Below are 24917 nucleotides of genomic sequence, written 5' to 3'. Positions count from 1 at the left end.
CGTAAGTTCATTCAGCTCACTCCCATTCATGGTGTTAGCTCGGACTTTGTAGCTGGATCCCGTGTTGGAATAAGTAGCACAGACTTCTAAGGTTTCGTACGCATTTGCCGCCAAAGGAGATGCGGCTAGAAACCCGCACAAAAACATCGACTTGAACATTAGCCCCCCTATCGTCGCCTTGCGACACGCTAGTTCAATAGTGATATATAGATCAATGCCTTAATAATCTCACCGCAACCACAAAGCCACACCCCCTTGCGCTAATTGGCTCGGCGGTGATGTCTGCTTAGTGCTCTTCGAAAATGCTCATCGTCGGCGGTGCGAAGGTCGGCTGTGGGCCGTCCAAGAGGCTCGCCAGATGAATGTTAGGGTCTTTGCCGGATCGGCACGGTAGTCGGCAAGAGCTAAAACGCAACGCGAGCCTTTGGCAGTTGTATCGGGCTCAGATCGTGACGCCCATAATTTCGATGACGCCCCAAGTAACACACGCCTTAGGTGCTGGGTCGTCATGCTCACAAAACTCAAAGCTCTCAAATTGCTCGTGTTTAACATCTGGCAGATCAACTCTGAATTCCGCTTCGTCCAACGGATCGATCCATATCGGCGTTTCAGCGAAATGCTCTTGTTTGTTACCTTCCTCATCGAAAATACCGACCGAAATTTTTACCCAGGTGGTTACGTGGTCAGCTGTCTTGTTCTCGAGGGTCCCCCCCCAGCCAACGGTTTGTTGGTTCATTCGTAGTCCAGCACGGCCAGTCGCATAGTCATTGTGGTATAGGTGCGTCTGAAAGATCTTGACGCATGTTGCTCTAACGGCGTGCTCAGAAAGAAGATCACTGCTTGAATAGCTCATGCAATTTTCGATGCCGCTTAACGTGCCTTTTCGCGTTGCTTCGTTTATTGCTCGCTGCACTGGCTCAACGCCGATGACCAAAGAAGCAATAATAATCAGCAACCCAACAATCAGGTAGTTTTTCAACTGGTCCGTCTCCATCACCTTCGGCGCTACGCTATATTAGCTAGCTGAATGTCTGCAATGGATAGCTGCGTTGCCGAAACGGGGGGCGGAAGCCAAAGGCAACATTGGGCCGCTCTGCGTCGCTGGTTGGGAACTGTTCCATGGGCCAAGCGGATGTCCGCTTCGGCGATTCGTCAAGCATCGACAGGATGGGGCGTCGAACGGCCGCAATCGGCAGAGAGCGCCCAAGTGGGTGGCGCCAGGCGCTCAAGCGCCAGGCTGGGCCGGAAAGTGTCCTGAAACACTGAGGTTCTGACGGAGTTTAGGGGCAAGGCTAAGGCCACGAACCTTGGCTATATGCCACCAGTTTGGGTTTTAGTTTATCGCTGCAGATTCTCGGCGATCTGTGGCCTGCACGTGTCAATGGCCAAGTTCTTGGTCCCTAGCGTCGCAGGCCGGAGTGGGTCTCTAGTCCCCGTGTGTCATCCATCGGTCTCGTTCAGAACCGGAAGGCAGGCAGCCGAAAGTTCCGTAGCGTCAACTTCGATCTCGATATTTTTGCAGATTGCAGTTATCATTCGTAACGGAACGCGCCGAATCAGGATTTTTGCTCCACTCTTCGGGGGAATATATAATGAGAAATAAATTGTTGGCCGGACTAACTTTATCAGCGGTGGCATTCGCTTCTTCAAGCGCGTTTTCTGCGACCATTTCTCTCGTCGGCACTGAATTGAAACTGGACGTCATCCTTCAAGCCACGCCGACTAGCCCAACGTCTACATTCACCGCTACCGTCAGCGCAATTGTGAGCGAGACGGCTGTCGAGTATCCGAATGTTAACGATTTCGGCATCACCAATACAAGCGTTCCCGGCTTCCCTCGTCCAATCACGACGGTGCCAGTGGCAATTGATGCGGGCGCCGACTTTATAACAATAGACTTCGACAATACAGCTCCCTTTAACCAATTTGCTCCCGCCTTTCAAAATACTTACGTCTTCACTTTCGCAGACACAGTTGCCCCGCTCATAACATCGGCAGAGATTGACACGACTGTTACGACCCTCGGCCTTGCGCCCGAAGACATTACATTCTCTGGGAACAAACTTTTTGCAAACGTCGAAAGCTTATACTTTGATACTTCTTCATTCGTTCGCATCAATCTCACTGCGGAGGCGGGCGTCGCTCCTGTGCCACTCCCTGCTGGACTGCCTCTGATGCTATCCGGACTGCTCGGAATGCGACTTTTTGCGGGGCGAAAGCGAAAAGCCTTCTGAAGCTTTCAGCGATCAAGGCCTAAGCTCTTCCTGATCTTGCTTGGGCGGTGATTGCAACGCGCCCCTCAGTGGGTTGCCATTTCGTTTCCACAACCATTTAGTATGGACTGCGGAGGTGCGGTACAGCGTGGCCCAAGAATGATTGTGTCGGAAACTCGTGCGTTTCTGACACCGCTGGTAGCACGCCATTTGCGTACTCTGCCGAGACCTTCCCTTCATCGTATGTCCGTTAGGTCCGCCCCTCCGGACCTTGTCGGCTCCAGGGCATGCTGCAGCGCGGATGAACGGCCGCTTTCGTGAGCCACAGGCGGTTCGGGCTCGGGGCGTCGAACGGCCGCTATCGGCAGGGAGCGCCCGAGTCGGTTGAGCCAGGCGCTCCGGCGCCATGCTGCGCCGCCGCAGGTCCGCTCCGAGCCCTTTGCGCTCCGTTGTCTTGTGCGACTTACGAAGCTGGAGTAGCTTGAGTGTCAGGCTTGACCCGCGCCTCCTCCCTCCAAATGGGGAAGTATCGCACATACGGGGTGACAGAGATCATCGAACCATCTGTTCGAGCGTTCGCATAAGGAGGGGTTGCGTTTCCGGCTCGGAATGGAGGTTCCGTGATGCGGCTATCCGCACCGATCTATCAATTGAAACGCCGCGCCAAGCTGTTGGCGCGAGATCAGAAAATCCCGCTTCATCAAGCGCAGGACCGTATCGCCGCGAATGAAGGGTTCGCAGCATGGAGCCTGCTGGCCGCGCATGGCTCGAAAAATGCCGATGTCGGCGCATTGCTCCCCCGGCTTTCGAATGGCGACATGCTCTTGATCGCAGCACGGCCCGGACATGGAAAGACACGTCTCGGGCTGAGGCTTCTGCTTGACGCAGCGCTTGAAGGACGTCGTAGCCTATTGTTTTCGCTTGAGTATACGGAACGCGAGGCAATGGAGCGCCTTCGTGCTCTTGCGGACCCGTTGCCGAAGACCACGCCAGAAATCATTACCACGGATGACATCTGTGCCGACTACATCACTGACCATCTGGCAGGTTCTCCAGAGGGAACGGTAGCAGTGATTGACTACCTGCAGATTCTTGACCAGCGGAGGTCAACGCCGCCGCTTTCAGAGCAAGTGGACGTGTTGAAAACGTTCGCTCGCGAAACTGGCGTCATTCTAGCTGTAATTTCGCAGATTGACCGCTCCTACGAGCCAGAGGCAGCTTCGGTGCCTGGTCTTTCCGACCTCCGCCTTCCGAACCCTATTCCACCGGGGGCCTTCTCAAAAGCCTGCTTCTTGAACGCGGGCGAGGTTCGTGTTCAAAGCCTGATCTGACTACATTCGCCAGTGCGCTTGCCACCGCACTGGCGAACCGCGACCGGCTGCTTTGTCCCGCTCTCCGGACCTTTGCGGCTCCTGCGCGTGCTGCAACCGCGATGAACGGCTGCTTCCGTGATCCGCAGGCGGCGCAGGCTTGAGGTGTCGAACGTCGGCAATCGGCAGCGAGCGCCAGAGCGGGCGCTCCGAGGCGCTCCGGCGCCATGCCGCACCGCCGCAGGTCCGCTCCGAGCCCGAACTCCCAAATGCCGCACCATAAGCGAATGGCTGATCTCGTCGCTCGAACGAGGGGCATTTGCGCATGAACCGGGTCGATCGAGCAGCCTGCCATTGCCTAAGCAGTTTCCGACACAGCATCAGACGGAGACTGAAATGCTTCTGGAAGGCAAGACAATCATCATTACCGGCGCAAGCAGCGGCATCGGTGCCTCGGCTGCAAAGCTCTTCGCGGCGGAGGGTGCAAGACTTGTCCTCGGTGCGCGCCGAGTTGATCTGCTTGAGAGAACCGTCAACGAGATTTCGGCTGACGGTGGCGAGGCGGATTTCATCGCCGGAGACGTTGAAGAAAACGGGTATGCAGAAGCACTGGTGAAACGCGCGGAAGAGCGCTTCGGTGGTCTTGATGGCGCCTTCAACAATGCAGGCACCACAGGGGACATTGGGCCGATCCCCTGCATGGAGGAGAGGAACTGGCACAGGGTGATGTCAGTGAATCTCAACAGCGGATTCTATGCGGCAAAGCATCAGATACCGGCGATGCGCAAACGCGGCGGCGGCTCAATTGTCTTCACGTCCTCTTTTGTCGGGCACACGATCGGGCTGCTTGGCATGGGCGCCTATGCCGCGGCAAAGGCGGGCCTGATCGGCATGACGCAGGTTTTGGCGGCGGAACATGGGCCCGAGAACATCCGCGTGAACGCGCTCCTGCCTGGAGGCACCATGACGCCGATGGCTGGTGAGGATGCCGGTTATCATGAGATCGTGCGGGGTTTCCACGCGCTGAAGCGCATGGCCGATCCGTCCGAGATCGCGCGGGCCGCTCTCTTCCTTCTGTCCGATCATGCGTCTTTCGTGACCGGGACCGCAATGATCGCGGATGGCGGAAACTCGATCAACAAACTCTAAGGCGCGCGAAGCGGACAATGGCCAGTCAAGGGCCCGCGTCCGCTTCGTCCCGCTCTCCGGACCATGGCGGCTCCAGAGCGTGCTGCAGCGGGCACTAACGGCCGCTTTCGTGGTGCCGCAGGCGGCAGAGGCTTGGATGCTTAACGGCGGCTATCGGCAGAACCAAGTCCTGGGGTTCTCCTGCGGCCCCGCTGGGCGTTCGATCAGGCTGTCCGTGAGGCCGGGCTTCTTCCCTGCCTAAGGCTGCCGGGCTGCTCTGGGATCACCGTTGGGGCGGCCTGAGTATCCTCGGGTTTTTCGCGAAAAATCCGCGGCGCTTTATACGGTAGGGCGCACCCGCCCATCCCCCCCGTGCCCCTCGGCGTACCAGTGGCCACCCGATGACGAACCCTGCGGCTACACACGGGGTCAACCGGGGACACGCCCTGGGCGACGGCGAAGCAGGCACCGCAATAAACCCATACCTATGGACGAGCATGACCGCGACCTTCGCATGCTTCGGCCGTGGTCAGAGTACATCCGCTCGAATCAATCCTATTGATTACAGTGGGTTAGCCGCCAGTATGCGGGTGGCATGTGCGGAAGTGCTTGGTACTTCTCCATTTCCCCACACCTAAGGATGAACACCACCGCCGCACACTGTACGGATCTGATGCCGATCGGGGCCACAGGTCACCTCGTATCGAACTGCTGCGCTCGTCCTCCCGTTCTCCTCTGCTTTGTCCATCCCTCCCGGGTTCCCCGGAGATGGGCAACGCATCCGGCCCCTGAGTGAGCCGAAGAAAGCCGCCGTGGCCCTGCCTCCAGCGCTGCGGTTTTCTCCGGGTCATTCTCCCGGGCAATCCTCTGGAACATGGATCGCACCCAAGGCTCCGGCCGTCCCGCTTCTGCGGGGCTGCCGGATCTGCGGGGTGATCGCATGGCGGCCATCAATCCCTGCCGCCTGACCTCATGTTCCGGGGCTCAACACCTTTTCCACCAAGCCATGTTCCACACCAAAGGACTACCTGTACGTGACCATATCAGACCGAACGCCCTCCGCTGGCTGCAAGCGGACCCGAAGCCATCCCCGCGTGAAAGCCGGGAGGCAGACGCTCGCATGAGCGAGGCGCAACCGCGCCCTGTCACGATCATCGACCGCCCCTGCAGGTTCGGGAAGACGACCCGGATGATCGCTGACCTAGAAGAAGCGAAACAGTACCTCATCGTCACGCCGCTGCTGACCGAATGCGACCGGATCGTCCGGGATGCGCGAGTCCCCGTCATGCAGCCCGAGATCGTTGAGGACGAACCGGACATCGCGACGAAGAAGGACCACCTCGTCCAGCTTCTCCGGGCCCAAAAGAACGTCGTGACCACCCATGCCATGTTCGATCACCTCGCGGACGTGGCAGGGGAAGGGCTGCTGGACGCCTATCACATCCTGATCGACGAAGTGGTCTCGGTTGGCGATTCCAGCTTCCGCTGCACCGAAATCGAGTGGAGGGACTTCTACCTCAAGACGGGCTACGCCAGGGTCGATCCGGCAACCGGGCAGGTCATCGCGACGTCCCTCTGGGAAGACAATGCCGAGGAGGTAAGTGGAACGCTTTCCGCCAAGGCGTATCGGGCGGCTCGATCCGGGCGGCTGTTCAACGTCGGGGAGGGCACCCATATCAGCGTGATCCCCGAGATCCTCCGGAGGGCGGGGCAGTCGCTGACCGTCTTCACCTTCAAGGCGGAAGGGTCTCTGATGTTCGCCCATCTCGACCGGCTCGGGTTGAACCCCGTGCATGACTCCGACGGACCCGAGGTCGAACGCGGGTTTGTCCGGGAGGTGCGGCACCTGATCGACGTTCAGCGCATCCCCGCGCTGGACCGCAGGACGGTCAGGGTCAAGGGCAAGCCGGTGCGGCTGTCGGACTGCATGTCCTACTCGAAGCAGATGATGACACCGGCGACATCCGTCACGCTGGATACGGAAATCGCCAAGGCACTGGCATCCCTCCGCCGTGGTCCTCTCGCCAGTGTGGCCTTGCCGGATATCCTCGTGGTCTGCCCCAAGGACAAGTGGTTCGAGAAAGGACGGGAACCCGGGAAAGGCCCGGACGGGACCGAGACGACACCGTTTAGACCCGGACCCTATGCCGATGGATCACGTCTGGCCCCGCGTGGGACCGGCAAGGACCGTGCCCGGTCGATACCCAACAAGACCCAAGGCACCAATGCGTACCGCCATGCCTCGCACGTGATCTACCTCTATGACCAGTACCCGACCCCCTTGGTCCATCGCTGGGTCGGAGGCAAGGACGCCATCGACCCCGACGACTATGCCCTGATCGAGTTGATCCAGGTGATCTGGCGGACACGGATACGGGATGGGGAGCCGATCACCGCCTACATCCCGAACAGAAGGATGCGCGAACTCTTCCTGAGCTGGCTCTGGGAGGGTGACGTTCCGCAATCGGTGCGGAACAAGATCGCCAGCCAACAGGGGTCGAAGCCGGGCCGATGAGTGACCCGCTTTCCCGGAAAACTTGGAAACCTCTCCGGCAAGTCCAGTAAAATAAGGGGGTTGGCGGCACATCCCTTAAGAACTGGAAGTGTCTTCACCACCTGACATCAAGGCCACCTCGGGGCTCCTGCCGTTCAGCACTTCGCTGAATTGTTGGTCTGCTCCGGGATGGACCTTGAGACGGCTTGGAAAGATGATCCCGTCATGGACGTCCTTGTTCAATTGGGCAAAGGGAATCCTCGTCCATGGCTTGTGGTCGCCGCTGCCAAGGGTCTGCGAAAGACTGACAGAAGCAGCCTCCAACAAACCAAGGCTGACTTCCATGCCACCAGACTTCGCGCCAGAATACAGGCTTCAGAGCCGTTCCTTCCCTGACCGGAAAAGGTCTCGGCCATTCGGCGATGACCGTCTCCGCTTGCATTCGCAGATGCTCCTCCTCCCACATTTTTGCTGAGCCAACCGTGCTGCCCCTTCCTTGTCAGAAGGGACGGCATTCTGAGGCTAGCGTGACTAGATCCCCCGCCGTTTCGTACGGCGTCAACGCCCTTGCAATCCTCCCGTTCCTGCTGGCTCTGTGCCACTCCAGCGCGCGCGCCGGCCGTCTGGCAGAAGAACTCGAGACCATGGAGAAAACCCATGAAGCCCAGCGACGGATGCTCGATGTTGCGGCGGGCCCTCACTCTAGCGACGATCTAGCTCAGCGGCGGCGCGACGGGCGCTTCTGACGTTGTGAGCCTCGGGGCCTCGGCCTTCTACGAGGCGCTCCGGATCGACCGGACCAGCGGCCGGGTCGAGATGCCCAAACCCATCATGCTCCCGGCGCTTGATGCCGTGCCCACGCCGCCGCCGAGCGGCAAGCTCGCCCTCCACGCGCGGGACCGCGCCGGGGCCGGATGGCTCGACGTCCAGCGCCCCTCCGGCCGCTTCTTCCCGCTGCAGCCGCATTTCGGGGTGAACCGGATCGCGACATGGGCGCCGTCCACCGGCACGACCGTCAACACCAACAGCATGCCGCGCACCGCCGTCGGCACCGTGTCGACGCCGACGCTCGCCACCACGAACCTCTCGACATCGATGCGCCGCTGGCGCGTGACCAGCGCCGCCACCGCCGATGCGGCGGCAGAGGAGCGTTCGGCCGGCTGGGTCTGCTGGCGCGGCAATGCCGATGGGCTGGGCGGCTTCACCTATGTGAATCGGCTCTCGCTGGTGACGCAGCAGGCGACCGGCACAGGCTTCTTCGGCCTCTATGGTTCGACAACAGCGCTGGCCACGACCCTGACCCTCTCGGCCGTGGTGAACTGCATCGGCATCGGGTTCCAGCGCGGCACCCATATGGCCGCGATCCATTGGCGCCGATCAAGGACGCGGTGACGGTCGATGGCGATGTCGTCGTGCCGCTCGACGCAGAGGCCTTCGGCTTCTGGCTGAAGGCCGCGTTCGGTTCGCCCACGACCACGGGTGCGGAAGCGCCCTACACCCACGAGTTCCAGTCCGGGTCCTGGACGCTGCCCAGCATGTCGATCGAGACCGGCATGCCGGAGGTGCCGCGCCACGCGATGTATTCTGGCTGCGTGCTCGACCAGATCACCTGGCAGATGCAGCGCTCGGGGCTCCTGACCGCCGCGGCACGGCTGATGGCGCAGGGCAAGACGGTCGGCACGACCACGAGCGCCGGGACACCCGCTGCGCCGGAACGGAAGCGCTTCGGGCATTTTAACGGGGCGATCACGCGCAATGGCACCGCCCTCGGCAACGTGGTCTCCGCCGAGATCCCCTATGCCAACAACCTCGACCGGATCGAGACCATCCGCTCGGACGGGCGCATCGACGGCGCTGACCCGTCTATCGCGGCGCTGACCGGCCGGATCGAGGTGCGGTTCGCAGATCAGACGCTGGTGACGCAGGCGATCAACGGCGAGGCCTGCGAGATGGAATTCGCCTACGTCCTGCCCTCGGGCGAAAGATTCACCTTCACCGTGCACGCCGTCTGCCTTCGATCCAGATCCCGCCTCATTCCGGCGATTGGCTTCGAGGCGAACAGGCCGTGCTGCCAGCGAAGACGCTGAAATGTCGTCCAGTGCATTCCTTTGGGCTTCATCCAACCGGGGCCATTCAGGATGCTGGGCTTCCAGCCCAGTTTCGCCCGTATCCGATCCGCGCGCCGGGCGGCGCGGTCCGTGGCGTCTTCCCGCTGAGAGGGGTAGGAATGCCAAGGAGAGCCCATGTGCCACCGCTCGACGCTGAGGAATCCGGAGAACGGGGCCTGAGCTCGGCAGCAGGACTCTGTGATTTCCTATTGCAGGATGCCCATCACCAGACCCCCGGTCCGTTGGCGATCAGCATCGCCGCCATGCCCAAAAGCGCGCCGAACAGCGCGGCAAGGCCCAGATTTGCCAAGATGGTCTTAATCGGTACTTCGCTCCCATCTTCATGACGCAGTCGACCAGCTCGCCGACCGCCTTTCTGAACTCGATTTTCGGGGACTCTTCGCCCAGCAGGATCGCCCGCGTCTGCCCGGCATGCCCCCCTTGAGATCGCGCTTGAGGGCGCGCGATGCGGCGTTGGGAAGACCGGCACGGGCGCAGAGCAGATCGAGCTTGCGCTCTGCCCGCATCGTGGCGGCTTCCTTGTCATTCCCTGCCAGACCCACGGCATCGGCGGGCAGGAAGCTGTCGGCAAAGCCCTGATCGAGGGCGGCCTGACCGCCGATCCAGGTCTCGCGGTCGAGCATGGCGGCGATATCGTCGCGCTCGATCCCGGTCCGGGCGGCGTAGATATCGACGGCCGTGGCGTCAAAAGGCGCAAGCCACTCGGCCACCTCGGCCAGTGCATGGCGGTCGCCCGCGGCCATGATCCAGGTATTGTGGATCATCAGAAAGCCCGCCCGCGCGATCCGCACCTCGTCGCCCGCCATGGCGATGACCGAAGCCGCCGAGGCGGCGATGCCGAGGATGTTGACGGTGACGGTCGCGGCATGCTCGCGCAGCAGGTTATAGATCGCGAGGCCTTCGAAGAAATCCCCGCCGGGGCTGTTGATGTTGACGGTGACGGGCTGCGCGCCGATCCGGCGCAGCGCGGCCTCGATCCGGCGCACGGTCACGCCCTCGCCCCAGGGATCGGCCCCGATGGGATCGAGAACCGAGATCGAGGCCTCGTCCGTTCCGGCGGCCCGGACATCGGGGCTCCAGCGTTGCAGCGCCCGGGGCGAGAGATCGCCCTGCACGCCCGGCCGGGCGCCAAGCGCCACCTTCGGCAGCTTGCGCTTGCTCATGGGGTGTCCTTTCCAAGATCGGTGAGAGGGGCCAGCGCGGTCTGGGCGCGGAGCTCGTCGGCCGCGCCGCCCCGCCGCGCGAGGTTCAGCTTGTCGCGGGCCTCGTCGCTCGACATGATCCCGCCCGCGACCATCTTCGAGAGGAACTCGCCCTTGGCCTTGCTGTCCATCTGCAGCATCGCCTCGCGGTTCCATTCCGCAAACCACCGCCCGCGCTTCGCGGCCGGGATCAGGTCCTTCAGGATCCGGCTTTCCAGACGGCGCAGGAGCGGATTGATGCCCGTCCGAAGCCAGGCCATCATGATCGCCTCGACGCCCGTGCCCCACATGGTCTGGCCCTGGGCGGCGTGCCCGATCTCCACCGGCGGCGTGCCGAACCAGCGGCAGACATCCTCGACCTGGAAGCGCCGCGTTTCCAGCAGTTGCGCATCCTCGGGGTTCATCTGCAGCTGGCGGTATTTGAGCCCCGCCTCGAGCGCCAGCGTCTTGCCCGCCCTCTCGCTCGAGACATAGGCCTCGAGCATCCGGCCCAGCTGGGCGCGCTGGTCGGGGGTCAGGGTCTGGTCGCTCTCGATCACGCCCGAGGGCATCATCGCGTTCGAGAACACCCGCGCGGCGGTCTCGTCGGCCGCAAGCGCCGAGCCGAAGCTCTGCACCCCGAAGCGGATCGCGCTCATGCCGATCCCGTCGCCGCCGCCGAAACCGCGCACATGAAAGACCTTGGAAGGCGGCAGCACATGGGTCCGGCCGTCCTCGGTCACGCGATAGTCGAACCGGCCATCGTTGCGCCGGACCGGCAGCACGTTGAAGAGCGGGCGCAGCCCCACGAGGCGCTCGCCGACCGTCAGCTTCTCGGAATAGGCATTGCCCTGCAGCAGCAGATGCGCGACCTGCGCCTCCCAGAACTCCATCGCGGTCTGCCCGGCCGAGGGCGAGAGGGTCAGGATCTCGGCCAGATCCGCCTCGATCCGGGCCCGGCTGCCATTGGCGCCGCGTTCGTAAAGCGCCACCGGCAGCGCGCCGATCAGTTCGGAATTGCCCTTCACGCAGGCCCAGGCCGCCGAGACCGTCAGCGCCGAGGTGGCCGAGACCCGCTGGCCTCGATCTCGAAGGCGAGGCCGTAGGTCGGGCCGTTGAGGTCGATATGCGGGACCACGTCGAGCGCCATGGCCAGCCGTCGCGCGGTCACATCGCAATCCATCACCGGCGGCACGGCCAGCGCCGCAGTGGCAGCGATCAGCACCTGATCGGCCCGGGTCAGCGGTGCCTCAGCCATCGAGATCAGCCCTCTCTTGCCAAGCATGGCGCGCGGGCGGCGTTTCCGAGCGCCGAAGGATCCCGTCCTGCAGGGCGGCTCCGGCGGCGGCCGGGCCGTCATCGTGATCGGCCAGGAACCGGACAATGGCCGCGCGCAATTCCCCGTCGCCCGACCCGAGCCCCGCGGCCGCCAGGCTCAGGCGGTCCCGGAGCGAGACCGGGCGCTGGCGGGCCTGCATCGCCACGGCCGTCGCCTGGAACTCGGCCGAGATGTCGCTTCGCGCGGCCATCACGCGCACCCCTTGAAGCGGGCCAGAAACTTTTCCGCCCGCGCCTCGAAAACCCGGGCCGCGGCGCGGGCCCGGCCCGCGCGCAACTGGTTGAAGCGTCCGGCGATGCGCCAGTAGATCCGAATTGCCAGTGTCATGCCGTGTGCTCCGGGTCGAAGAGTTCGTAGACGGTCTCGGCGCCCGCGAGCCCCACCAACGGTCAAGTCCATGGTGGCCAGCGCCGTGATCCGGAGCCCGCCCGACTGCGCGTCGCTGAACGGGTCGCGGATCATGTCCACAGCCCCCCATGCGCCGATGAAAATCGGGGCCACGCCGCCCGCCGCTGTGGTCAGCAGCGAGGCCGTCGCCAGCGGATTGCCCGAGGGCGCGGCCAGCGCGTTATGGGTCATGGCGATGTTCCCGGCCGGGGTATTCTTCGCCAGTCGGTCCCATTCCGAGACGGCGGTGCCCTCGATCAGCGCGCCGTCCAGGAAGTCCCACAGCTCGGGCCGGATCAGCGCCTGCACCGCGCCGGGCGATCCGGCGGTGTTCGCCGTCATGAAGCGGGTCACGGCCGAGCGGAACGCGCCCCTCCGCCCGCCCGAACGGGTGCTGGAGGCCACGGCCGAATACCGCGAGGAAAGCGATCCGGTGGGCGCCTTCCTGACCGAATGTGCCATCGTCACCGGCGCCGAGGATGATTTCATCCATTCCCGCGACCTGATCGAGGCCTTCAACTTCTGGCTCGAAGATCGCGGCGAGACCCGATGGGGCGGCCGCACGGTCTCGAACCGTCTCAAGCAGAAGGCCAGCCGCTGGCGCCATCCCCAGACCGGCAAGAACTTCATCCCCGGCAAGCGCGGGGCAACCGGCTATCGCGGTATTCGTCTCTCAGCCTCGGCCTTGGCGGCATCGTGGCTGTACTGCAGAAGCGGGACCATCGCCTTGCCAAGCTCGGTCCGATGGGACCGCATGCCCTCCGCTGGAACGGGTCGCCGCCCAGTTCCTCTTCCAGCCGCTTGACTGCGGGTGTCAGTGCGGGCCGGGTCACGCTGCACGGGCCGGCGGCCTGAGTAAAATTCAGCCCGCAGCTTGCCGCCAGGAAATATCGGATCTGTGAAGCTCCATAGTCCCTTCCCGCGGGAGTACCCTGGCGGCATCCTGCCCTGCCGTCTGTAACGGCGCGTGCCTCCCGCCCCGCCCCCGAGCGCAGAGATCGCTCCGGGCGGCCTTCGAAACAGCCAAGCTGTGCTGCGATCACCGACAAATCACTTTCTGAGAATGCGATAGCCGACTCCTGCCCAATGCTGCGCCGGCCGCCGGATCTGCCGACACGGGCGGTGCCCCTGCCGCGCTGCAGGGGCAGACCGCGGCCCGCAGACAGTAACCGCCGACGCGCTAGCAGATCCGGCCCCGATTGCCGCCCACCTGACCGCGATGCAGCAGCAGATGGTCCAGAAGAACGCAGGCCATCATCGCCTCGCCCACCGGCACCGCGCGGATGCCGACGCAGGGGTCGTGGCGGCCCTTGGTGACAATCTCGGTCTCTTCGCCCGCCACCGTCACCGTGCGCCGGGGGGTCAGGATCGACGAGGTCGGCTTGACCGCGAAGCGCACCACCACCTCCTGCCCGGTCGAGATCCCGCCGAGGATGCCGCCCGCATGGTTCGAGGCATAGACCGGCCCGTCGGGACCCATGGTCATCTCGTCGGCATTCTCGACGCCGGTCAGGGTCGCGGCCGCCATGCCCTCGCCGATCTCGACCGCCTTCACGGCATTGATGCTCATCATCGCCGCCGCCAGATCGGTGTCGAGCTTGCCATAGATCGGCGCGCCAAGGCCCGCGGGCACGCCCGAAGCCACGATCTCGACCACCGCGCCGACCGAGTTGCCCGCCTTGCGGAGCCCGTCGAGGTAGCCTTCCCACTCCACCGCCGCCTGTGCGTCCGGCGCCCAGAACGGGTTGCGTTCGATCTGAGCGGCATCGAAACGCGCCCGGTCGATGGCATGGGGGCCGATCTGCACCATGTAGCCGGTGATCGTCAGCCCAGGCGCCAGCGATGCCAGCGCCGCCCGCGCCACGCCCCCGGCCGCCACCCGTGCCGCCGTTTCCCGAGCCGAGGACCGGCCGCCGCCGCGATAATCGCGGATGCCGTATTTCTGCCAGTAGGTGATGTCGGCATGGCCGGGCCGGAACTTCTGCGCGATGTCGCCGTAATCCTTGGACCGCTGGTCGGTGTTGCGGATCATCAGCTGCACCGGGGTGCCCGTGGTCTGCCCCTCGAACACGCCCGACAGGATCTCGACCGCGTCGGGTTCCTGCCGCTGGGTGGTGAACCGGCTCTGCCCGGGTTTCCGACGGTCGAGCCAGTGCTGCAGCATCGCCTCGTCGACCGCGATGCCGGGCGGACAGCCATCGACCGTCGCGCCAAGCGCGGGCCCGTGGCTTTCGCCCCAGGTGGTGACGCGGAACAGATGGCCGAAGGTGTTCAGGCTCATTCTTGGCTCATGGGGGCGATCTCCTTTGGCCTATGGGCATAGCCGCCGGGCGCCCGCCCCTCAAGGGGTTTGCCCAGACTGCGCGGGGCGGGGCCTGAGTTTGGCTTGCGGACCACAGGGCGGGGCGCTAGCGTGGCCGTCACCTCGGGGTGCCCCATGGGGCTGAGATGCGCAACCTGCGAACCCGTTGAACCTGAACCGGTTAGAACCGGCGGAGGGAAGGCCCATGGACAGATCTCCACCCTTGCCCGGCCGCCCCCATCTTTGGAGGAGGACCATGCGTATCCAAGTTATCGCCGCGGCGCTGGCCGCGTCGGCCCTGCCCGCATTGGCGGACGAGCGGCCCGAACTGACCGTCTACACCTATGAAAGTTTCGTGGCAGAATGGGGCCCCGGCCCGATCGTCAAGGACGCCTTCGAAGCCCGGTGCGGCTGCGCGCTGAATTTCGTGGCCGCGGGCGACGGCGCGGCGCTGCTGGCGCGGCTGCGGCTGGAAGGCGACCGGACCGACGCGGATGTCGTGCTGGGGCTCGATACCAACCTGACCGCCGCCGCGGCCGAAACCGGTCTGTTCGCCCCGCATAACCGCGACGACGCCGTGCTCGACCTGCCGGTCGGCTGGGAAGACCCGCTGTTTCTGCCCTATGACTGGGGCTATTTCGCCTTCGTCTACGACAAGACCCGGCTGCCCGAGCCGCCCGCCAGTTTCGAGGACCTGATCGCCGCGCCCGAGGACCTGAAGATCGTGATCCAGGACCCGCGCAGCTCGACCCCCGGTCTGGGGCTGCTGCTTTGGGTCAAGGCCGCCTATGGCGACCGCGCGCCCGAGATCTGGGAGGGGCTTGCGCCGCATATCCTGACCGTGACCAAGGGCTGGACCGAATCCTACGGCATGTTCATCGACGGCGAGGCCGACATGGTGCTGTCCTACACCACCTCGCCCGCCTATCACCTGATCGCCGAAGAGGACTATACCAAGGCCGCCGCCCGCTTCGACGAGGGCCACTACCTGCAGATCGAGGTGGCGGGCATCGTGGCCTCGTCCGACCAGCCCGAGCTGGCGCAGCAATTCCTCGACTTCATGCTGACCGAACCGTTCCAGTCGGCAATCCCCACCACCAACTGGATGTATCCGGCCGTCACCCCCGCCAACGGGTTGCCCGCGGGCTACGAGACCCTGATCAGGCCCGAAACGGCGCTGATCTTCCCGGCGGGCGAGGCGGCCGAGGTGCGGGACGAGGCGCTTGCCGAATGGCGCGACGCGCTCAGCCGCTAGGCGCTGCCACCGGGTTGGGGCTGGGCGCCGCAGCACTGGCGCTGGCGCTTGGCCTCGGCACCATCGCGACCGTGGCCCTGCGCGCGGAAGGGCCCGCGCGGCTGGGTGTCGCCGATCTGGCGGCGGTGCGGTTCACGCTGTTGCAGGCGTTGGCCTCGGCCGCGCTCAGCACCCTGCTGGCAGTGCCGGTGGCCCGGGCGCTGGCCCGGCGCCGCTTTCCGGGACGGGGTGTGCTGATCACCCTTCTGGGTGCGCCCTTCATCCTGCCCGTCATCGTCGCGGTGATGGGCCTTCTGGCCGTCTTCGGCCGCAGCGGCCTTCTGTCTGCGGCCCTTGCACCGCTGGGCCTGGGCCCGGTCGACATCTACGGGCCGGGCGGCGTGGTGCTGGCCCATGTCTTCTTCAACCTGCCGCTGGCGACCCGGCTGGTGCTTCAGGGCTGGCTGGCGATTCCGGCGGAACGCTTCCGGCTGGCGGCGGCGCTGGGCTTCGGCCCGGCCGAGCGCTTCGCCCATATCGAACGCCCGATGCTGCGCGAGGTACTGCCCGGCGCCTTTCTGGTCGTCTTCCTGATCTGCCTGACCAGCTTTGCCGTCGCCCTGACCCTTGGCGGCGGACCGCGCGCGACAACGGTCGAGCTGGCGATCTATCAGGCCTTCCGCTTCGATTTCGACCTTGGCCGTGCTGCCTGGCTGGCGCTGATCCAGGTCGGGCTGTCGGTCATCGCCGCGCTTTCGGCCTTCGCGATCGCCGTGCCGGGCGCCTTCGGGCCCGGTCTCGGTCGCCCGGTCGCGCAGCTCGGCACGGACGGGCGGTGGCTGCGGCTGCAGGACGCGGCCTGGCTGACGCTGGCCACGCTGTTCCTGATCCTGCCGCTTGCCATGGTGACGCTGCGCGGCCTGCCGGGACTGGCGGGCTTGCCCCCCTCGGTCTATGCGGCGGCGCTCCGCTCGCTTGCTGTGGCGCTCGGCTCGGCCGCGCTGACGCTGGCGCTGGCGCTGCCGATGGCCATCGCCATCGACCGGCTCAAGGGCCTTCGGGGTCGGGCGGTTCAGGCGGCGGGCACGCTCACCATCGCCGCCTCCCCGCTGGTGATGGGCACCGGGCTTTTCATCCTGCTCTTCCCGCTGGCCGATCCGCGGCTGCTGGCGCTGCCGGTTACCGCGACCGTCAATGCCGCGATGAGCCTGCCCTTCGCGCTGCGCGCGCTGGTGCCCGCCGTGGCCGAAGCCGAGCGCAGCCATGGCCGCCTTGCCGACAGCCTCGGGATGACCGGAGGTGCGCGGCTCAGGCTGATGCTGATGCCGCGCCTGCGGCGTCCCGTGGGCTTCACGCTCGGGCTTTCGGCGGCGCTCTCGATGGGCGATCTGGGCGTGATCGCGCTGTTCTCCGACCCGGGCCATGCCACGCTGCCCTTGCAGCTTTACGGGTTGATGGCGGCCTACCGGATGGACAGCGCGGCCGGCGCCGCCCTCTTGCTGCTGGTGCTCAGCCTCGGGCTCTTCTGGATCTTCGACCGCGGAGGACGCGCCCATGCTGAGCCTTGAGACCCTCGTCCTTCTTCAGGGCGGCTTCTCACTCAGCGCGGACCTGACCGTCGCGCCGGGCCGGATCGTGGCGCTGCTGGGGCCCTCGGGCGCGGGCAAGTCGACACTGCTCGACACCATCGCGGGCTTTCTCGCGCCCGACCGGGGCCGGGTGCTCTGGCAGGGCACCGATCTCGGCCCGCTCGCGCCCGGCGACAGGCCGCTTTCGGTGCTATTTCAGGACAACAACCTCTTTCCCCACCTGACCGCCGCCCAGAATGTCGGGCTTGGCCTTCGTCCCGGCCTTCGGCTCGACCGGGACCAGACCCGCGCGGTCGAAACCGCTCTCGACCGGGTCGGGCTGGCCGGACTCGGCACCCGGAAGCCGGCGGCGCTGTCGGGCGGCCAGCGCGGCCGGGTGGCCCTGGCGCGGATGCTGTTGCGCAACCGGCCGCTGATGCTGCTGGATGAGCCCTTCGCCGCCCTCGGCCCGGCGCTCAAGGCCGGGATGCTCGATCTGCTGGCCGACCTTGCGCACGAGACCGGCGCCACCGTTCTGTTCGTCACCCACGATCCGGCCGATGCCCGCGCCATCGCCGATCAGACGATCCTCGTCGCAGAAGGCCGCGCCCATCCGCCCCGTGCGACGGCCGATCTGCTGGCCCACCCGCCGCCGGCGCTGCGCGCCTATCTGGGCTGATCGCGCCTTTCCCTTCTTCTTGGCAAAAATACCCATGACACGCCCGATCCGGGGCACTGTCGGCGGCCCGGAGCGCAAACCGGGGCGCAAACCGGGGCGCAAACCGGGGCGCAAACGAAAAACGCGCCCCGAAGGGCGCGTTTCCGTCAACCGAAGATCCAAAGATCAGACGTTCTTCTTGGGCTTGTAGGGGGCCCAGAGACGCTTGTTCGTCAGATAGAGCAGCACGGTCAGCACGCCAAGGAACAGGACCGAGATGACCCCCGCTTCCTTGCGCATCATCAGCTTGGGCTCGGCCGTCCACATCAGGAAGGCCGCGACGTCCTTGGCTTCCTGTTCCATGGTGGCCTCGGTGCCGTCGGCATATTCCACATCCTCGCCGAACAGCTGGGGAGGCATCGCGCTCCAGCCGGTCGAGAAGACCGGGTTCTCGTAATACAGCGTGCCGGCCTCTTCCTTGGTCTCGTCGCTGAAGGCGAGCAGGTAGGAGGTGATGTATTCGGGGCCGCCCATGCCGTTGAAGAACTGCGACAGACCGGTGCCAAGCGGGCCATGGAAGCCCGCCCGCGCCTTCGCCATCAGGCTGAGGTCCGGGGCGCCGGGATAGGTCGCGCCGGGGAAGTGGTCCGTCGGCTTGCCATCGCGGTAATCCTCGATCTCGGGATCGTAGATGCTGTAGGTGGCCGCATAGGCGCGCATCGCATCGTCGCTCAGCGTCGGCCCGCCCGGCTCGGAGAGCGACCGGAAGGGCACGTATTTCAGACCGTGGCAAACCGAGCAGATCTGGGTGTAGATCTGCAGGCCGCGTTGCAGCTGAGCCTGGTCGTATTTGCCGAAGGGCCCCTCGAACGAGAACTTGTAGTCCTTCACATGGCCGCCCTCGGCGGCCCAGGCGCCACCCGCCCCCAGCGTCAGGGCGGTCAGGGCGGTGATCGTCAGTTTCTTGAACATCTTATCCGATCCCTTCTGTCACTCGGCCGGCGTGGCCTTGCCGGCCGCGGCGCCTTCGCCGTAGTGGGCGTTGAAGTCTTCCTCGATGGTTTCCGGCTGCGGCAGCGGCTTCTCGATCACGCCCAGCACCGGCAGGATCACCAGGAAGTACGCGAACCAGTAGGCGGCACCGACGAGCGAGATGTTGGCATAGACCGCCTCGGCCGGCATCCCGCCCGCCCAGGTCAGCAGCACGAAGTCGACGACGAAGAGCGCGAAGGCCAGCTTGAACTGCGGACGGTAGCGGCCCGAGCGCACGTTCGAGGTGTCGAGCCAGGGCACCAGCGCCATCACGATGATCGAGCCGAACATCGCGATCACACCGAAGAATTTGGCGTTGACGACGCCGAAGGTCAGCCAGTCGACGATCATCACCACCCAGACGTCGGCGGTGAAGGCCCGCAGGATCGCGTAGAAGGGCAGGAAGTACCATTCCGGCACGATGTGCGTCGGGGTCTGCAGCGGGTTCGCCTCGAGGTAGTTGTCGGGGTGACCCAGGTAATTCGGCATGAAGCCCACGATCGCGAAGAAGACGACCAGCACGACGCCCAGCGCGAACAGGTCCTTCATCACGAAGTAGGGCCAGAAGGGCAGCGTGTCCTTGTCGGCCTCTTCCCGCGAACCGCGGCGGACCTCAACACCGGTGGGGTTGTTGTTGCCGGTGGTGTGGAACGCCCAGACGTGGACGATCGACAGCCCGAGGATCACGAACGGGATCAGGTAGTGCAGCGAGAAGAACCGGTTCAGCGTCGCGTTGCCGACGGCCGGCCCGCCCAGCAGCCATTGCTGGATGTCGTGACCGATCCACGGGATCGCGCCGAACAGGCCGGTGATCACGGTGGCGCCCCAGAAGGACATCTGGCCCCAGGGCAGGACGTAGCCCATGAACGCGGTCGCCATCATCGCCAGGTAGATCAGGATGCCGATGATCCAGGTCACCTCGCGGGGCGACTTGTAGGACCCGTAATAGAGGCCGCGGAAGATGTGCAGGTAGACCGCCACGAAGAACAGCGAGGCGCCGTTCGAGTGCAGATACCGCAGGAAGTGGCCGCCGTTCACGTTGCGCATGATGTGCTCGAGCGAGGCGAAGGCCATCTCGGTGTTCGGCACGTAGTGCATCGCCAGGACGATGCCGGTGACGATCTGCAGCACCAGCGTGAAGAACAGCACCACGCCCCAGATCCACATCCAGTTGAGGTTCTTCGGGGTGGGGATCATCAGGGTGTCGTAAATCAGGCTGATGACCGGCAGGCGCCGCTCCAGCCACTTCTCGGGGGCCGACCCCGGTTCGTAATGATCGTGAGGAATACCGGACATTCGGGGGCTCCCTTAACCGAGTTGGATGGTCGTCTCGTCCACGAAGGACGCAACCGGGATGTACATGTTCTCGGGCGCGGGGCCCTTGCGGATGCGGCCCGCGGAATCGTAGTGCGAGCCGTGGCAGGGGCAGAACCACCCGCCGAAATCACCGGACTGGTTGCCGATCGGAACGCAGCCGAGATGGGTGCAGACGCCGATCATGACCAGCCATTTGCCCTCTTCGTCCATCGTCCGGTTCTGGTCCGTCGCCTCGCCCGGCTTGTTCGGGTTGCGCGAGTTGTTGTCGCGAAGGTCGGACAGCGGGATCGAGCGCGCCAGTTCGATATCTTCGGGAGTACGCAGGCGGATGAACACCGGCTTGCCGAGAAACTTGACAGTAATCTGCTGGCCTTCGGACACCGACGAGACGTCGACCCGGATCGAACTCAGCGCCTGCACGTCGGCGGAGGGGTTCATCTGGTTGATCAGCGGCCAGATGGCCGCACCTGCGGTCACAGCACCGGCGCCCGCCGTGGCATAGTAAAGGAAGTCTCGGCGGGTGCCGTCGTGATCTTCTGCGTGCGACACGAGAATTTCTCCTTTCCAGGACCGGGTCGCCCCCGGTCGATTCGAAAAAACGGGCCAAGGGATTCCTCGGCCGTTTACCAGACTTACCTAGCCCCGGCAGGAAAATTGCGTCCAGCGGACATAGCCGCGCAGCGACGGCGGAGGCTCAGACGGATTCCGGTCGACCGCCGTATACCCCTCAGGGACAATTCCAGCCAGAGGGAATCGGGTTATTAGACCGATTCTGAGACGTTCAACCGCATGCCAAGACACTATATTGCGCTATTTGGGCCGTTGTTCAGGCCGCCGTCCTGCCCCGGCGTCACACCCGGCGAACCCGCAGCCGACCGAAGGCCGAGGCATCGATCTCGACCCCCGGGCCGGCGGGGCCCACGCGGAAAGTACGGCGCATCCGGGCGGCCCCGTTCACCTGTTCTTGACCGCGACGGAAGGTCAGCCCCTCGCCCAGCTCGTCCATGGCGTCTTCCGTGCGCTGGTCGCGGCGCAGTCCGTCCCGGCTTTTCGACAGTGCGTAGGCGGCCAGAGCGACCGCGCCATAGCGCAGGCCGTAGCGCAGGGCGACGGTCGCGATGGGGGCGAGAGGCAGGGGCATCGGCGAAACTCCTGGAAGACTGCTCAAAAGATAGGCTGAGCGGGGACGCCTGTCCATTCACATATCGGTCGGCCGTCCCGGGCGGGGCCGCGCCCGGTCGGGACCGGACAAGACTCTAGTCCGCCTGAAGCCGGGTCGTCGAGCATCCGCAGATGGTCGCGGTCACGATCCGGCCCTCGGGCCGGTCCGACCCGAAATCGACCTCAGTGAACTGCTCGGTCCGGCCCATGCGCGGGCTTTCCATCAGGATCCGGTGGCTCCGCCCGACCTGGGCCGCCAGATGCCGCGCGACCTGCGCGTCGCCCGCGGCCCTGAGCCGCGCCGCCCGGTCGCGGATCGCCGCGCCATCGACCTGGGGCATCCGCGCTGCGGGCGTGCCGGGACGGGGCGAGTAGGGAAAGACATGCAGCCAGGTCAGGTCGCACTCTTCGACCAGCCTGAGGGAATTCCCGAACATCTCTTCGGTTTCGGTCGGAAAGCCCGCGATGATGTCGGCGCCAAACGTCATGTCGGGGCGCAGGCGCCGCGCCTCGGCACAGAACCGGATCGCGTCGTCGCGCAGGTGCCGGCGTTTCATCCGCTTGAGGACCATGTCGTCGCCCGCCTGCAGCGATAGGTGAAGATGCGGCATCAGCCGCTCTTCCTCGGCGATCGCCCGCATCAGGGCGTCATCGGCCTCGATGGAATCGATCGAGGAAATCCGGAGGCGCGGCAGCTCGGGCACCAGCTTCAGGATGCGCGCCACCAGATCGCCCAGCCGCGGCGTGCCCGGCAGATCGGCGCCCCAGCTGGTCAGGTCGACCCCGGTCAGCACCACCTCGTTATAGCCCGCGCCGACCAGCCGCCGGATCTGCTCGACCAGCACCCCCGCCGGGACCGACCGCGAATTGCCCCGCCCGAAAGGGATGATGCAGAAGGTACAGCGGTGATCGCAGCCGTTCTGGATCTGCACGAAGGCGCGGCTTCGGGTGCCGAACCCGTCGATCAGGTGGCCCGCCGTCTCGGTCACCGACATGATGTCGTCGACCATGACCCTCTCGGTCTCGCCGATGAAATCGGGGCCCTTCGCAATCCCGGTCCAGGTCTCGGGCCGCATCTTCTCGGCATTGCCGATCACCAGATCGACCTCGTCCATCCCGGCAAAGCGGTCGGGCTCGGTCTGGGCGGCGCAGCCGGTGACGACGATCCGCGCCTCGGGGTTCTCGCGCCGCAGCCGCCGGATCTCTTGCCGGGCCTTGCGCACCGCCTCGGATGTCACGGCGCAGGTGTTCACGATCAGCGCGTTTTCCAGCCCCGCCTCGGCAACAAGCGCCTTCATCGCCTCGGTCTCATAAGCATTCAGCCGACAGCCAAGCGTGGTGAACCGGGGCGCCGCGCCGTCCATCACTCGGCCCCCGCCAGGAAGGGAGTAGTAAAGACCCCGTCGAAGACATGCGCCGTCGGACCGGTCATCCAGACCCCGTCCGCGCGCCAGTCGATCTGCAATTCGCCGCCATCGAGCAGGATGGTCACCGCGCGCCCGGTCAGCCCGCGCCGCGCCGCCGCCACCGCGACCGCACAGGAGGACGAGCCCGAGGCCAGCGTGAGGCCCGCACCCCGTTCCCAGACCCGCATCCGGATGCGGTCCGGTCCGGCCAGATGCGCGACCTGCACATTGGTGCGCTCGGGGAAGAGCGGATGATGTTCGTGCTCGGGACCGAAGGTGGCCAGATCGACCGCCTCGGCATCGGCGACGAAGAAGGTGCAATGCGGGTTGCCCATCCCGGTCGCCACCGGCTCGCCCGCAATCGGCAGCCGGTCGAGATCGACCTCGCGCGCCAGCGGCACGCCCTGCCAGTCGAGGATCGGCGGGCCCATGTTGACCGAGGTCAGCCCGTCGCCCGCGTCCCGGGCCGAAAGCCGGCCCCGTTCGGTCAGAAGGGTCAGCTCGCGCCGCCCGGTCTGGTCGATCAGATGGCGCGCGATGCAGCGGGTTGCATTGCCGCAGGTGGCCGAGGGCGAACCGTCGGCATTGTAGAAGACCAGCCGCGCATCGGCCGCCTCGGCGGGTTCGATCACCGCCAGCTGGTCGAATCCGACGCCCCGGTGCCGGTCGGCGATGGCCGCGACGAGGCTGGCAGACAAGGGCGTTCCGCCCTGCCGCCGGTCGATCACGACGAAGTCGTTGCCCAGCCCGTGCATCTTCATGAAGGGCAGGCGTTCGGGGTCATCCATCCGTGCCATGGGACGGTCCTATACACCCGGCCCGGGGCCCTTTCCAGCGTCCTGCGAAAAATGATGGATTTTGCCCTTGACCGCCCTCGCGGGTTTTTCTAGGTAGCAGGCCTCAAGTGGGCCGTTAGCTCAGTTGGTAGAGCAACTGACTTTTAATCAGTGGGTCACAGGTTCGAATCCTGTACGGCTCACCACTTAAGACAAAGAAAAGAAACGGCTTTTCGCATGTTCGAAAAGTGATGCGTCCGAGTGTCCGAGAGCGTCCGACTCGGACGCTGTTTGTGCGGGCAGTTTCGGTGTGCTTTTCCACGTCAATCACCCTTCCTGACGACAGGTGTTGCAGAGCCGGTTTCCGGCCCCATGGCTGGTAAATTCCGCTCCGCAACAGAGACAGGATCGTTGCCGCTGCTGCAGACGCTGGGCGATGGCGCGCTCGGCGCAGATCGCGGCCTCGCGCTTCAGGAAGAATCGGCTGACGCGCTCATTTCCCATGTAAACGGCGCAGGACGATCCCGTGCCCCGGATCTCCAAGGTGATCACGCCCGATCTCCCAGCGACACGGGCCTTCCGAGCACCGAAGCCAGCGTCTCGCGCCCTTCGGGCGATGCTGCCCAAGCCTCGCTCTCCTCGAGGCTGGCGTCGAAACCGCCCTCGATGTGGCGGGCGATCAGTAGAGCAGCGCCGGCGTTGCCGGCCATGCGGGCCTTTTCCAGATCCCGCATCAGTTCCAGCTCGGGGAAGGCAAGCGGCGAAAGAAAGTCGTGGTAGTACCCCTCGGCCGCGCGGGTCGCCATGTCATTGAGCCCCACCGCGCGCAGCGCATGGGCAAGTTTGTTGGCGGTATGGTCTTCGGGAAGGGTCACGCCGCATCCTCCTCGTGATCCGCCAGCCGAGCGACGCACACGGGCTGAGTATCGATCGCGCAATCAATATCGCGGCCACACTCCGGGCAGGCGTGGCGGCCTTCGCCGACATCGCCCAGGTCGTGATAGCAGCCGGGGCAGGTCCAGTCGTCGTCTCGCCCGGGGTTGGTGCATGAGGTTTCAAACGGTTCTTCGTTGAGACTGGTCAAGGGCGTTGTTGCGCAAATCCAGGGGATTCATCTCGTGAATCCAGCATGCTAGCCGGGCAGCATGAGCAGACCTCCGAAGCCGATCTACAAGACGATCAACTGGCAAGCGTATAATCAGGCGCTGAGGCAGCGCGGCTCGCTGACCGTCTGGTTCGATCCCGAGATGCAGTGGGACGCGGTCCCTTCCGGACGGCGCGG

General features: G+C 65.0%; 26 protein-coding genes, 1 tRNA gene, 3 pseudogenes and 1 riboswitch. Of the genes and pseudogenes, 12 read left to right on the top strand and 18 right to left on the bottom strand.

The features are described from left to right. Positions 1-442: 442 nt before the first annotated feature. Complete coding sequence (locus BYZ73_RS18720) at positions 443-979, bottom strand: hypothetical protein (protein ID WP_112317246.1); 537 nt, start codon at positions 977-979, stop codon at positions 443-445. 613 nt (positions 980-1592) lie between these two features. On the opposite strand from BYZ73_RS18720, the gene BYZ73_RS22465 reads away from it, so the two are divergent. From BYZ73_RS22465 to BYZ73_RS18705, 4 genes are all read left to right on the top strand, one after another. Then, positions 1593-2234 carry a VPLPA-CTERM sorting domain-containing protein gene (locus BYZ73_RS22465; protein WP_146746327.1) on the top strand — a complete coding sequence of 214 codons (642 nt, stop codon included), beginning with the start codon at positions 1593-1595 and terminating at the stop codon, positions 2232-2234. A gap of 602 nt (positions 2235-2836) precedes the next feature. Then, positions 2837-3544 carry a DNA helicase gene (locus tag BYZ73_RS18715; RefSeq protein ID WP_108028932.1) on the top strand — a complete coding sequence of 236 codons (708 nt, stop codon included), beginning with the start codon at positions 2837-2839 and terminating at the stop codon, positions 3542-3544. A 375-nt stretch (positions 3545-3919) separates the two neighbouring features. Continuing rightward, positions 3920-4672 carry an SDR family oxidoreductase gene (locus BYZ73_RS18710; protein ID WP_112317238.1) on the top strand — a complete coding sequence of 251 codons (753 nt, stop codon included), beginning with the start codon at positions 3920-3922 and terminating at the stop codon, positions 4670-4672. Positions 4673-5771: 1099 nt separating this feature from the next. Beyond that, positions 5772-7166 carry a hypothetical protein gene (locus tag BYZ73_RS18705; protein ID WP_112317237.1) on the top strand — a complete coding sequence of 465 codons (1395 nt, stop codon included), beginning with the start codon at positions 5772-5774 and terminating at the stop codon, positions 7164-7166. Between the two features lie 75 nt (positions 7167-7241). On the opposite strand, the gene BYZ73_RS22460 is transcribed toward BYZ73_RS18705, so the two are convergent. Continuing rightward, positions 7242-7490: a hypothetical protein gene (locus BYZ73_RS22460; RefSeq protein WP_146746326.1), complete on the bottom strand. Its 249-nt coding sequence runs from the start codon at positions 7488-7490 to the stop codon at positions 7242-7244. Between the two features lie 405 nt (positions 7491-7895). Here BYZ73_RS22460 and BYZ73_RS18695 point away from each other — a divergent pair, with 405 nt between their 5' ends. Continuing rightward, positions 7896-8537, top strand: coding sequence for a hypothetical protein (locus tag BYZ73_RS18695; RefSeq protein WP_425451100.1), 642 nt, complete (start codon positions 7896-7898; stop codon positions 8535-8537). Next, positions 8498-9160: pseudogene (locus tag BYZ73_RS18690) on the top strand (phage tail tube protein); the annotation flags it as partial. The gene BYZ73_RS18695 and the pseudogene BYZ73_RS18690, both read left to right, overlap by 40 nt. A 434-nt stretch (positions 9161-9594) precedes the next feature. On the opposite strand, the gene BYZ73_RS18685 reads toward BYZ73_RS18690, so the two are convergent. The 5 genes from BYZ73_RS18685 to BYZ73_RS23905 are packed head-to-tail and all read right to left on the bottom strand — an operon-like array spanning position 9595 to position 12523. Further along, entirely contained in the window at positions 9595-10437 is an 843-nt protein-coding gene (locus BYZ73_RS18685; RefSeq protein ID WP_112317236.1) for a head maturation protease, ClpP-related, read from the bottom strand. Continuing rightward, entirely contained in the window at positions 10434-11510 is a 1077-nt protein-coding gene (locus tag BYZ73_RS18680) for a phage portal protein (protein ID WP_281269503.1), read from the bottom strand. Before BYZ73_RS18680 ends, BYZ73_RS18685 begins: the two co-directional genes overlap by 4 nt. Beyond that, a complete protein-coding gene (locus tag BYZ73_RS23910; protein WP_245943231.1) occupies positions 11507-11713 on the bottom strand; it encodes a hypothetical protein in 207 nt (68 codons plus the stop codon). Before BYZ73_RS23910 ends, BYZ73_RS18680 begins: the two co-directional genes overlap by 4 nt. Further along, positions 11706-11984 carry a hypothetical protein gene (locus BYZ73_RS18675; protein ID WP_112317234.1) on the bottom strand — a complete coding sequence of 93 codons (279 nt, stop codon included), beginning with the start codon at positions 11982-11984 and terminating at the stop codon, positions 11706-11708. Before BYZ73_RS18675 ends, BYZ73_RS23910 begins: the two co-directional genes overlap by 8 nt. Continuing rightward, complete coding sequence (locus BYZ73_RS23905) at positions 11984-12523, bottom strand: hypothetical protein (protein ID WP_245943230.1); 540 nt, start codon at positions 12521-12523, stop codon at positions 11984-11986. Before BYZ73_RS23905 ends, BYZ73_RS18675 begins: the two co-directional genes overlap by 1 nt. Between BYZ73_RS23905 and BYZ73_RS23900 the strand changes: the two genes are divergently transcribed. Continuing rightward, positions 12522-12986, top strand: a complete 465-nt coding sequence (locus BYZ73_RS23900) for a primase-like DNA-binding domain-containing protein (protein ID WP_245943229.1) — start codon at positions 12522-12524, stop codon at positions 12984-12986. The two genes, BYZ73_RS23905 and BYZ73_RS23900, sit on opposite strands and share 2 nt — an antisense overlap. A 16-nt stretch (positions 12987-13002) precedes the next feature. On the opposite strand, the pseudogene BYZ73_RS24195 reads toward BYZ73_RS23900, so the two are convergent. Together BYZ73_RS24195 and aroC are read right to left on the bottom strand one after the other, a co-directional pair. Beyond that, positions 13003-13224, bottom strand: a pseudogene (locus BYZ73_RS24195) (hypothetical protein); the annotation flags it as partial. 137 nt (positions 13225-13361) lie between these two features. Continuing rightward, on the bottom strand, positions 13362-14462 hold the full coding sequence (gene aroC / locus BYZ73_RS18660; RefSeq protein ID WP_112317233.1) for a chorismate synthase: 1101 nt from the start codon (positions 14460-14462) through the stop codon (positions 13362-13364). A 135-nt stretch (positions 14463-14597) separates the two neighbouring features. Beyond that, positions 14598-14699, top strand: a riboswitch (TPP riboswitch). A 40-nt stretch (positions 14700-14739) separates the two neighbouring features. Here aroC and thiB point away from each other — a divergent pair. The 3 genes from thiB to BYZ73_RS18645 are packed head-to-tail and all read left to right on the top strand — an operon-like array spanning position 14740 to position 17964. Beyond that, a complete protein-coding gene (gene thiB / locus BYZ73_RS18655) occupies positions 14740-15738 on the top strand; it encodes a thiamine ABC transporter substrate binding subunit (protein WP_112317232.1) in 999 nt (332 codons plus the stop codon). Then, the gene (locus BYZ73_RS18650) at positions 15714-17285 is read left to right on the top strand and encodes an ABC transporter permease family protein (RefSeq protein WP_112317231.1); all 1572 of its coding nucleotides are present in this window, start codon (positions 15714-15716) and stop codon (positions 17283-17285) included. The genes thiB and BYZ73_RS18650 overlap by 25 nt, the downstream gene beginning before the upstream one ends. After that, positions 17272-17964 (top strand): thiamine ABC transporter ATP-binding protein, encoded by a 693-nt coding sequence (locus BYZ73_RS18645; protein ID WP_112317230.1) that lies wholly within the window; start codon positions 17272-17274, stop codon positions 17962-17964. Before BYZ73_RS18650 ends, BYZ73_RS18645 begins: the two co-directional genes overlap by 14 nt. 165 nt (positions 17965-18129) lie before the next feature. Here the strand turns inward: BYZ73_RS18645 and BYZ73_RS18640 are convergent, their stop codons facing one another. The 6 genes from BYZ73_RS18640 to dapF all read right to left on the bottom strand — a co-directional run bounded on the left by BYZ73_RS18640 (position 18130) and on the right by dapF (position 23656). Next, the gene (locus tag BYZ73_RS18640) at positions 18130-18915 is read right to left on the bottom strand and encodes a cytochrome c1 (RefSeq protein WP_108029004.1); all 786 of its coding nucleotides are present in this window, start codon (positions 18913-18915) and stop codon (positions 18130-18132) included. A gap of 18 nt (positions 18916-18933) precedes the next feature. Further along, on the bottom strand, positions 18934-20271 hold the full coding sequence (locus BYZ73_RS18635; protein WP_108029005.1) for a cytochrome b: 1338 nt from the start codon (positions 20269-20271) through the stop codon (positions 18934-18936). Between the two features lie 12 nt (positions 20272-20283). After that, positions 20284-20841, bottom strand: a complete 558-nt coding sequence (petA, locus tag BYZ73_RS18630; RefSeq protein WP_108029006.1) for a ubiquinol-cytochrome c reductase iron-sulfur subunit — start codon at positions 20839-20841, stop codon at positions 20284-20286. Positions 20842-21142: 301 nt separating this feature from the next. Next, positions 21143-21433 carry a hypothetical protein gene (locus BYZ73_RS18625; protein WP_112317229.1) on the bottom strand — a complete coding sequence of 97 codons (291 nt, stop codon included), beginning with the start codon at positions 21431-21433 and terminating at the stop codon, positions 21143-21145. A 115-nt stretch (positions 21434-21548) separates the two neighbouring features. Next, positions 21549-22817 (bottom strand): tRNA (N(6)-L-threonylcarbamoyladenosine(37)-C(2))-methylthiotransferase MtaB, encoded by a 1269-nt coding sequence (gene mtaB / locus BYZ73_RS18620; protein ID WP_112317228.1) that lies wholly within the window; start codon positions 22815-22817, stop codon positions 21549-21551. After that, positions 22817-23656: a diaminopimelate epimerase gene (dapF, locus tag BYZ73_RS18615; protein WP_112317227.1), complete on the bottom strand. Its 840-nt coding sequence runs from the start codon at positions 23654-23656 to the stop codon at positions 22817-22819. Before dapF ends, mtaB begins: the two co-directional genes overlap by 1 nt. A gap of 109 nt (positions 23657-23765) precedes the next feature. Between dapF and BYZ73_RS18610 the strand changes: the two genes are divergently transcribed. Beyond that, positions 23766-23841, top strand: a tRNA-Lys gene (locus BYZ73_RS18610). A gap of 121 nt (positions 23842-23962) precedes the next feature. Here BYZ73_RS18610 and BYZ73_RS22455 read toward each other — a convergent pair. The 3 genes from BYZ73_RS22455 to BYZ73_RS18600 are packed head-to-tail and all read right to left on the bottom strand — an operon-like array spanning position 23963 to position 24719. Then, positions 23963-24187: a hypothetical protein gene (locus tag BYZ73_RS22455; RefSeq protein ID WP_146176349.1), complete on the bottom strand. Its 225-nt coding sequence runs from the start codon at positions 24185-24187 to the stop codon at positions 23963-23965. Beyond that, complete coding sequence (locus BYZ73_RS18605; protein WP_108029010.1) at positions 24184-24510, bottom strand: hypothetical protein; 327 nt, start codon at positions 24508-24510, stop codon at positions 24184-24186. The genes BYZ73_RS22455 and BYZ73_RS18605 overlap by 4 nt, the downstream gene beginning before the upstream one ends. After that, positions 24507-24719: a hypothetical protein gene (locus BYZ73_RS18600; RefSeq protein ID WP_112317226.1), complete on the bottom strand. Its 213-nt coding sequence runs from the start codon at positions 24717-24719 to the stop codon at positions 24507-24509. Before BYZ73_RS18600 ends, BYZ73_RS18605 begins: the two co-directional genes overlap by 4 nt. Before the next feature lie 61 nt (positions 24720-24780). Between BYZ73_RS18600 and BYZ73_RS18595 the strand changes: the two are divergent. Continuing rightward, positions 24781-24917 (top strand): annotated as a pseudogene (locus tag BYZ73_RS18595) (IS5/IS1182 family transposase); the annotation flags it as partial.

The sequence above is a fragment of the Rhodovulum viride genome, assembly GCF_003265965.1.
GTDB classification, from domain to species: domain Bacteria; phylum Pseudomonadota; class Alphaproteobacteria; order Rhodobacterales; family Rhodobacteraceae; genus Rhodovulum; species Rhodovulum kholense.
The sequence above is the reverse complement of the archived record's forward strand: the minus strand, read 5'-3'. Positions and strand labels throughout refer to the sequence as shown.

Bases quoted from the DNA above. Each gene is read 5' to 3' on its own strand.
- BYZ73_RS18625 (WP_112317229.1), bottom strand. From the start codon at position 21,433: ATGCCCCTGCCTCTCGCCCCCATCGCGACCGTCGCCCTGCGCTACGGC.
- thiB (WP_112317232.1), top strand. From the start codon at position 14,740: ATGCGTATCCAAGTTATCGCCGCGGCGCTGGCCGCGTCGGCCCTGCCC.
- BYZ73_RS18650 (WP_112317231.1), top strand. From the start codon at position 15,714: ATGGCGCGACGCGCTCAGCCGCTAGGCGCTGCCACCGGGTTGGGGCTG.
- BYZ73_RS23910 (WP_245943231.1), bottom strand. From the start codon at position 11,713: ATGGCTGAGGCACCGCTGACCCGGGCCGATCAGGTGCTGATCGCTGCC.
- BYZ73_RS23900 (WP_245943229.1), top strand. From the start codon at position 12,522: ATGAAGCGGGTCACGGCCGAGCGGAACGCGCCCCTCCGCCCGCCCGAA.
- BYZ73_RS18710 (WP_112317238.1), top strand. From the start codon at position 3,920: ATGCTTCTGGAAGGCAAGACAATCATCATTACCGGCGCAAGCAGCGGC.
- BYZ73_RS18715 (WP_108028932.1), top strand. From the start codon at position 2,837: ATGCGGCTATCCGCACCGATCTATCAATTGAAACGCCGCGCCAAGCTG.
- BYZ73_RS18705 (WP_112317237.1), top strand. From the start codon at position 5,772: ATGAGCGAGGCGCAACCGCGCCCTGTCACGATCATCGACCGCCCCTGC.
- aroC (WP_112317233.1), bottom strand. From the start codon at position 14,462: ATGAGCCTGAACACCTTCGGCCATCTGTTCCGCGTCACCACCTGGGGC.
- BYZ73_RS23905 (WP_245943230.1), bottom strand. From the start codon at position 12,523: ATGACGGCGAACACCGCCGGATCGCCCGGCGCGGTGCAGGCGCTGATC.
- mtaB (WP_112317228.1), bottom strand. From the start codon at position 22,817: ATGGACGGCGCGGCGCCCCGGTTCACCACGCTTGGCTGTCGGCTGAAT.
- BYZ73_RS18675 (WP_112317234.1), bottom strand. From the start codon at position 11,984: ATGGCCGCGCGAAGCGACATCTCGGCCGAGTTCCAGGCGACGGCCGTG.
- BYZ73_RS18645 (WP_112317230.1), top strand. From the start codon at position 17,272: ATGCTGAGCCTTGAGACCCTCGTCCTTCTTCAGGGCGGCTTCTCACTC.
- BYZ73_RS18640 (WP_108029004.1), bottom strand. From the start codon at position 18,915: ATGTTCAAGAAACTGACGATCACCGCCCTGACCGCCCTGACGCTGGGG.
- BYZ73_RS18685 (WP_112317236.1), bottom strand. From the start codon at position 10,437: ATGAGCAAGCGCAAGCTGCCGAAGGTGGCGCTTGGCGCCCGGCCGGGC.
- BYZ73_RS22465 (WP_146746327.1), top strand. From the start codon at position 1,593: ATGAGAAATAAATTGTTGGCCGGACTAACTTTATCAGCGGTGGCATTC.
- BYZ73_RS22460 (WP_146746326.1), bottom strand. From the start codon at position 7,490: ATGGAAGTCAGCCTTGGTTTGTTGGAGGCTGCTTCTGTCAGTCTTTCG.
- dapF (WP_112317227.1), bottom strand. From the start codon at position 23,656: ATGGCACGGATGGATGACCCCGAACGCCTGCCCTTCATGAAGATGCAC.
- BYZ73_RS18635 (WP_108029005.1), bottom strand. From the start codon at position 20,271: ATGTCCGGTATTCCTCACGATCATTACGAACCGGGGTCGGCCCCCGAG.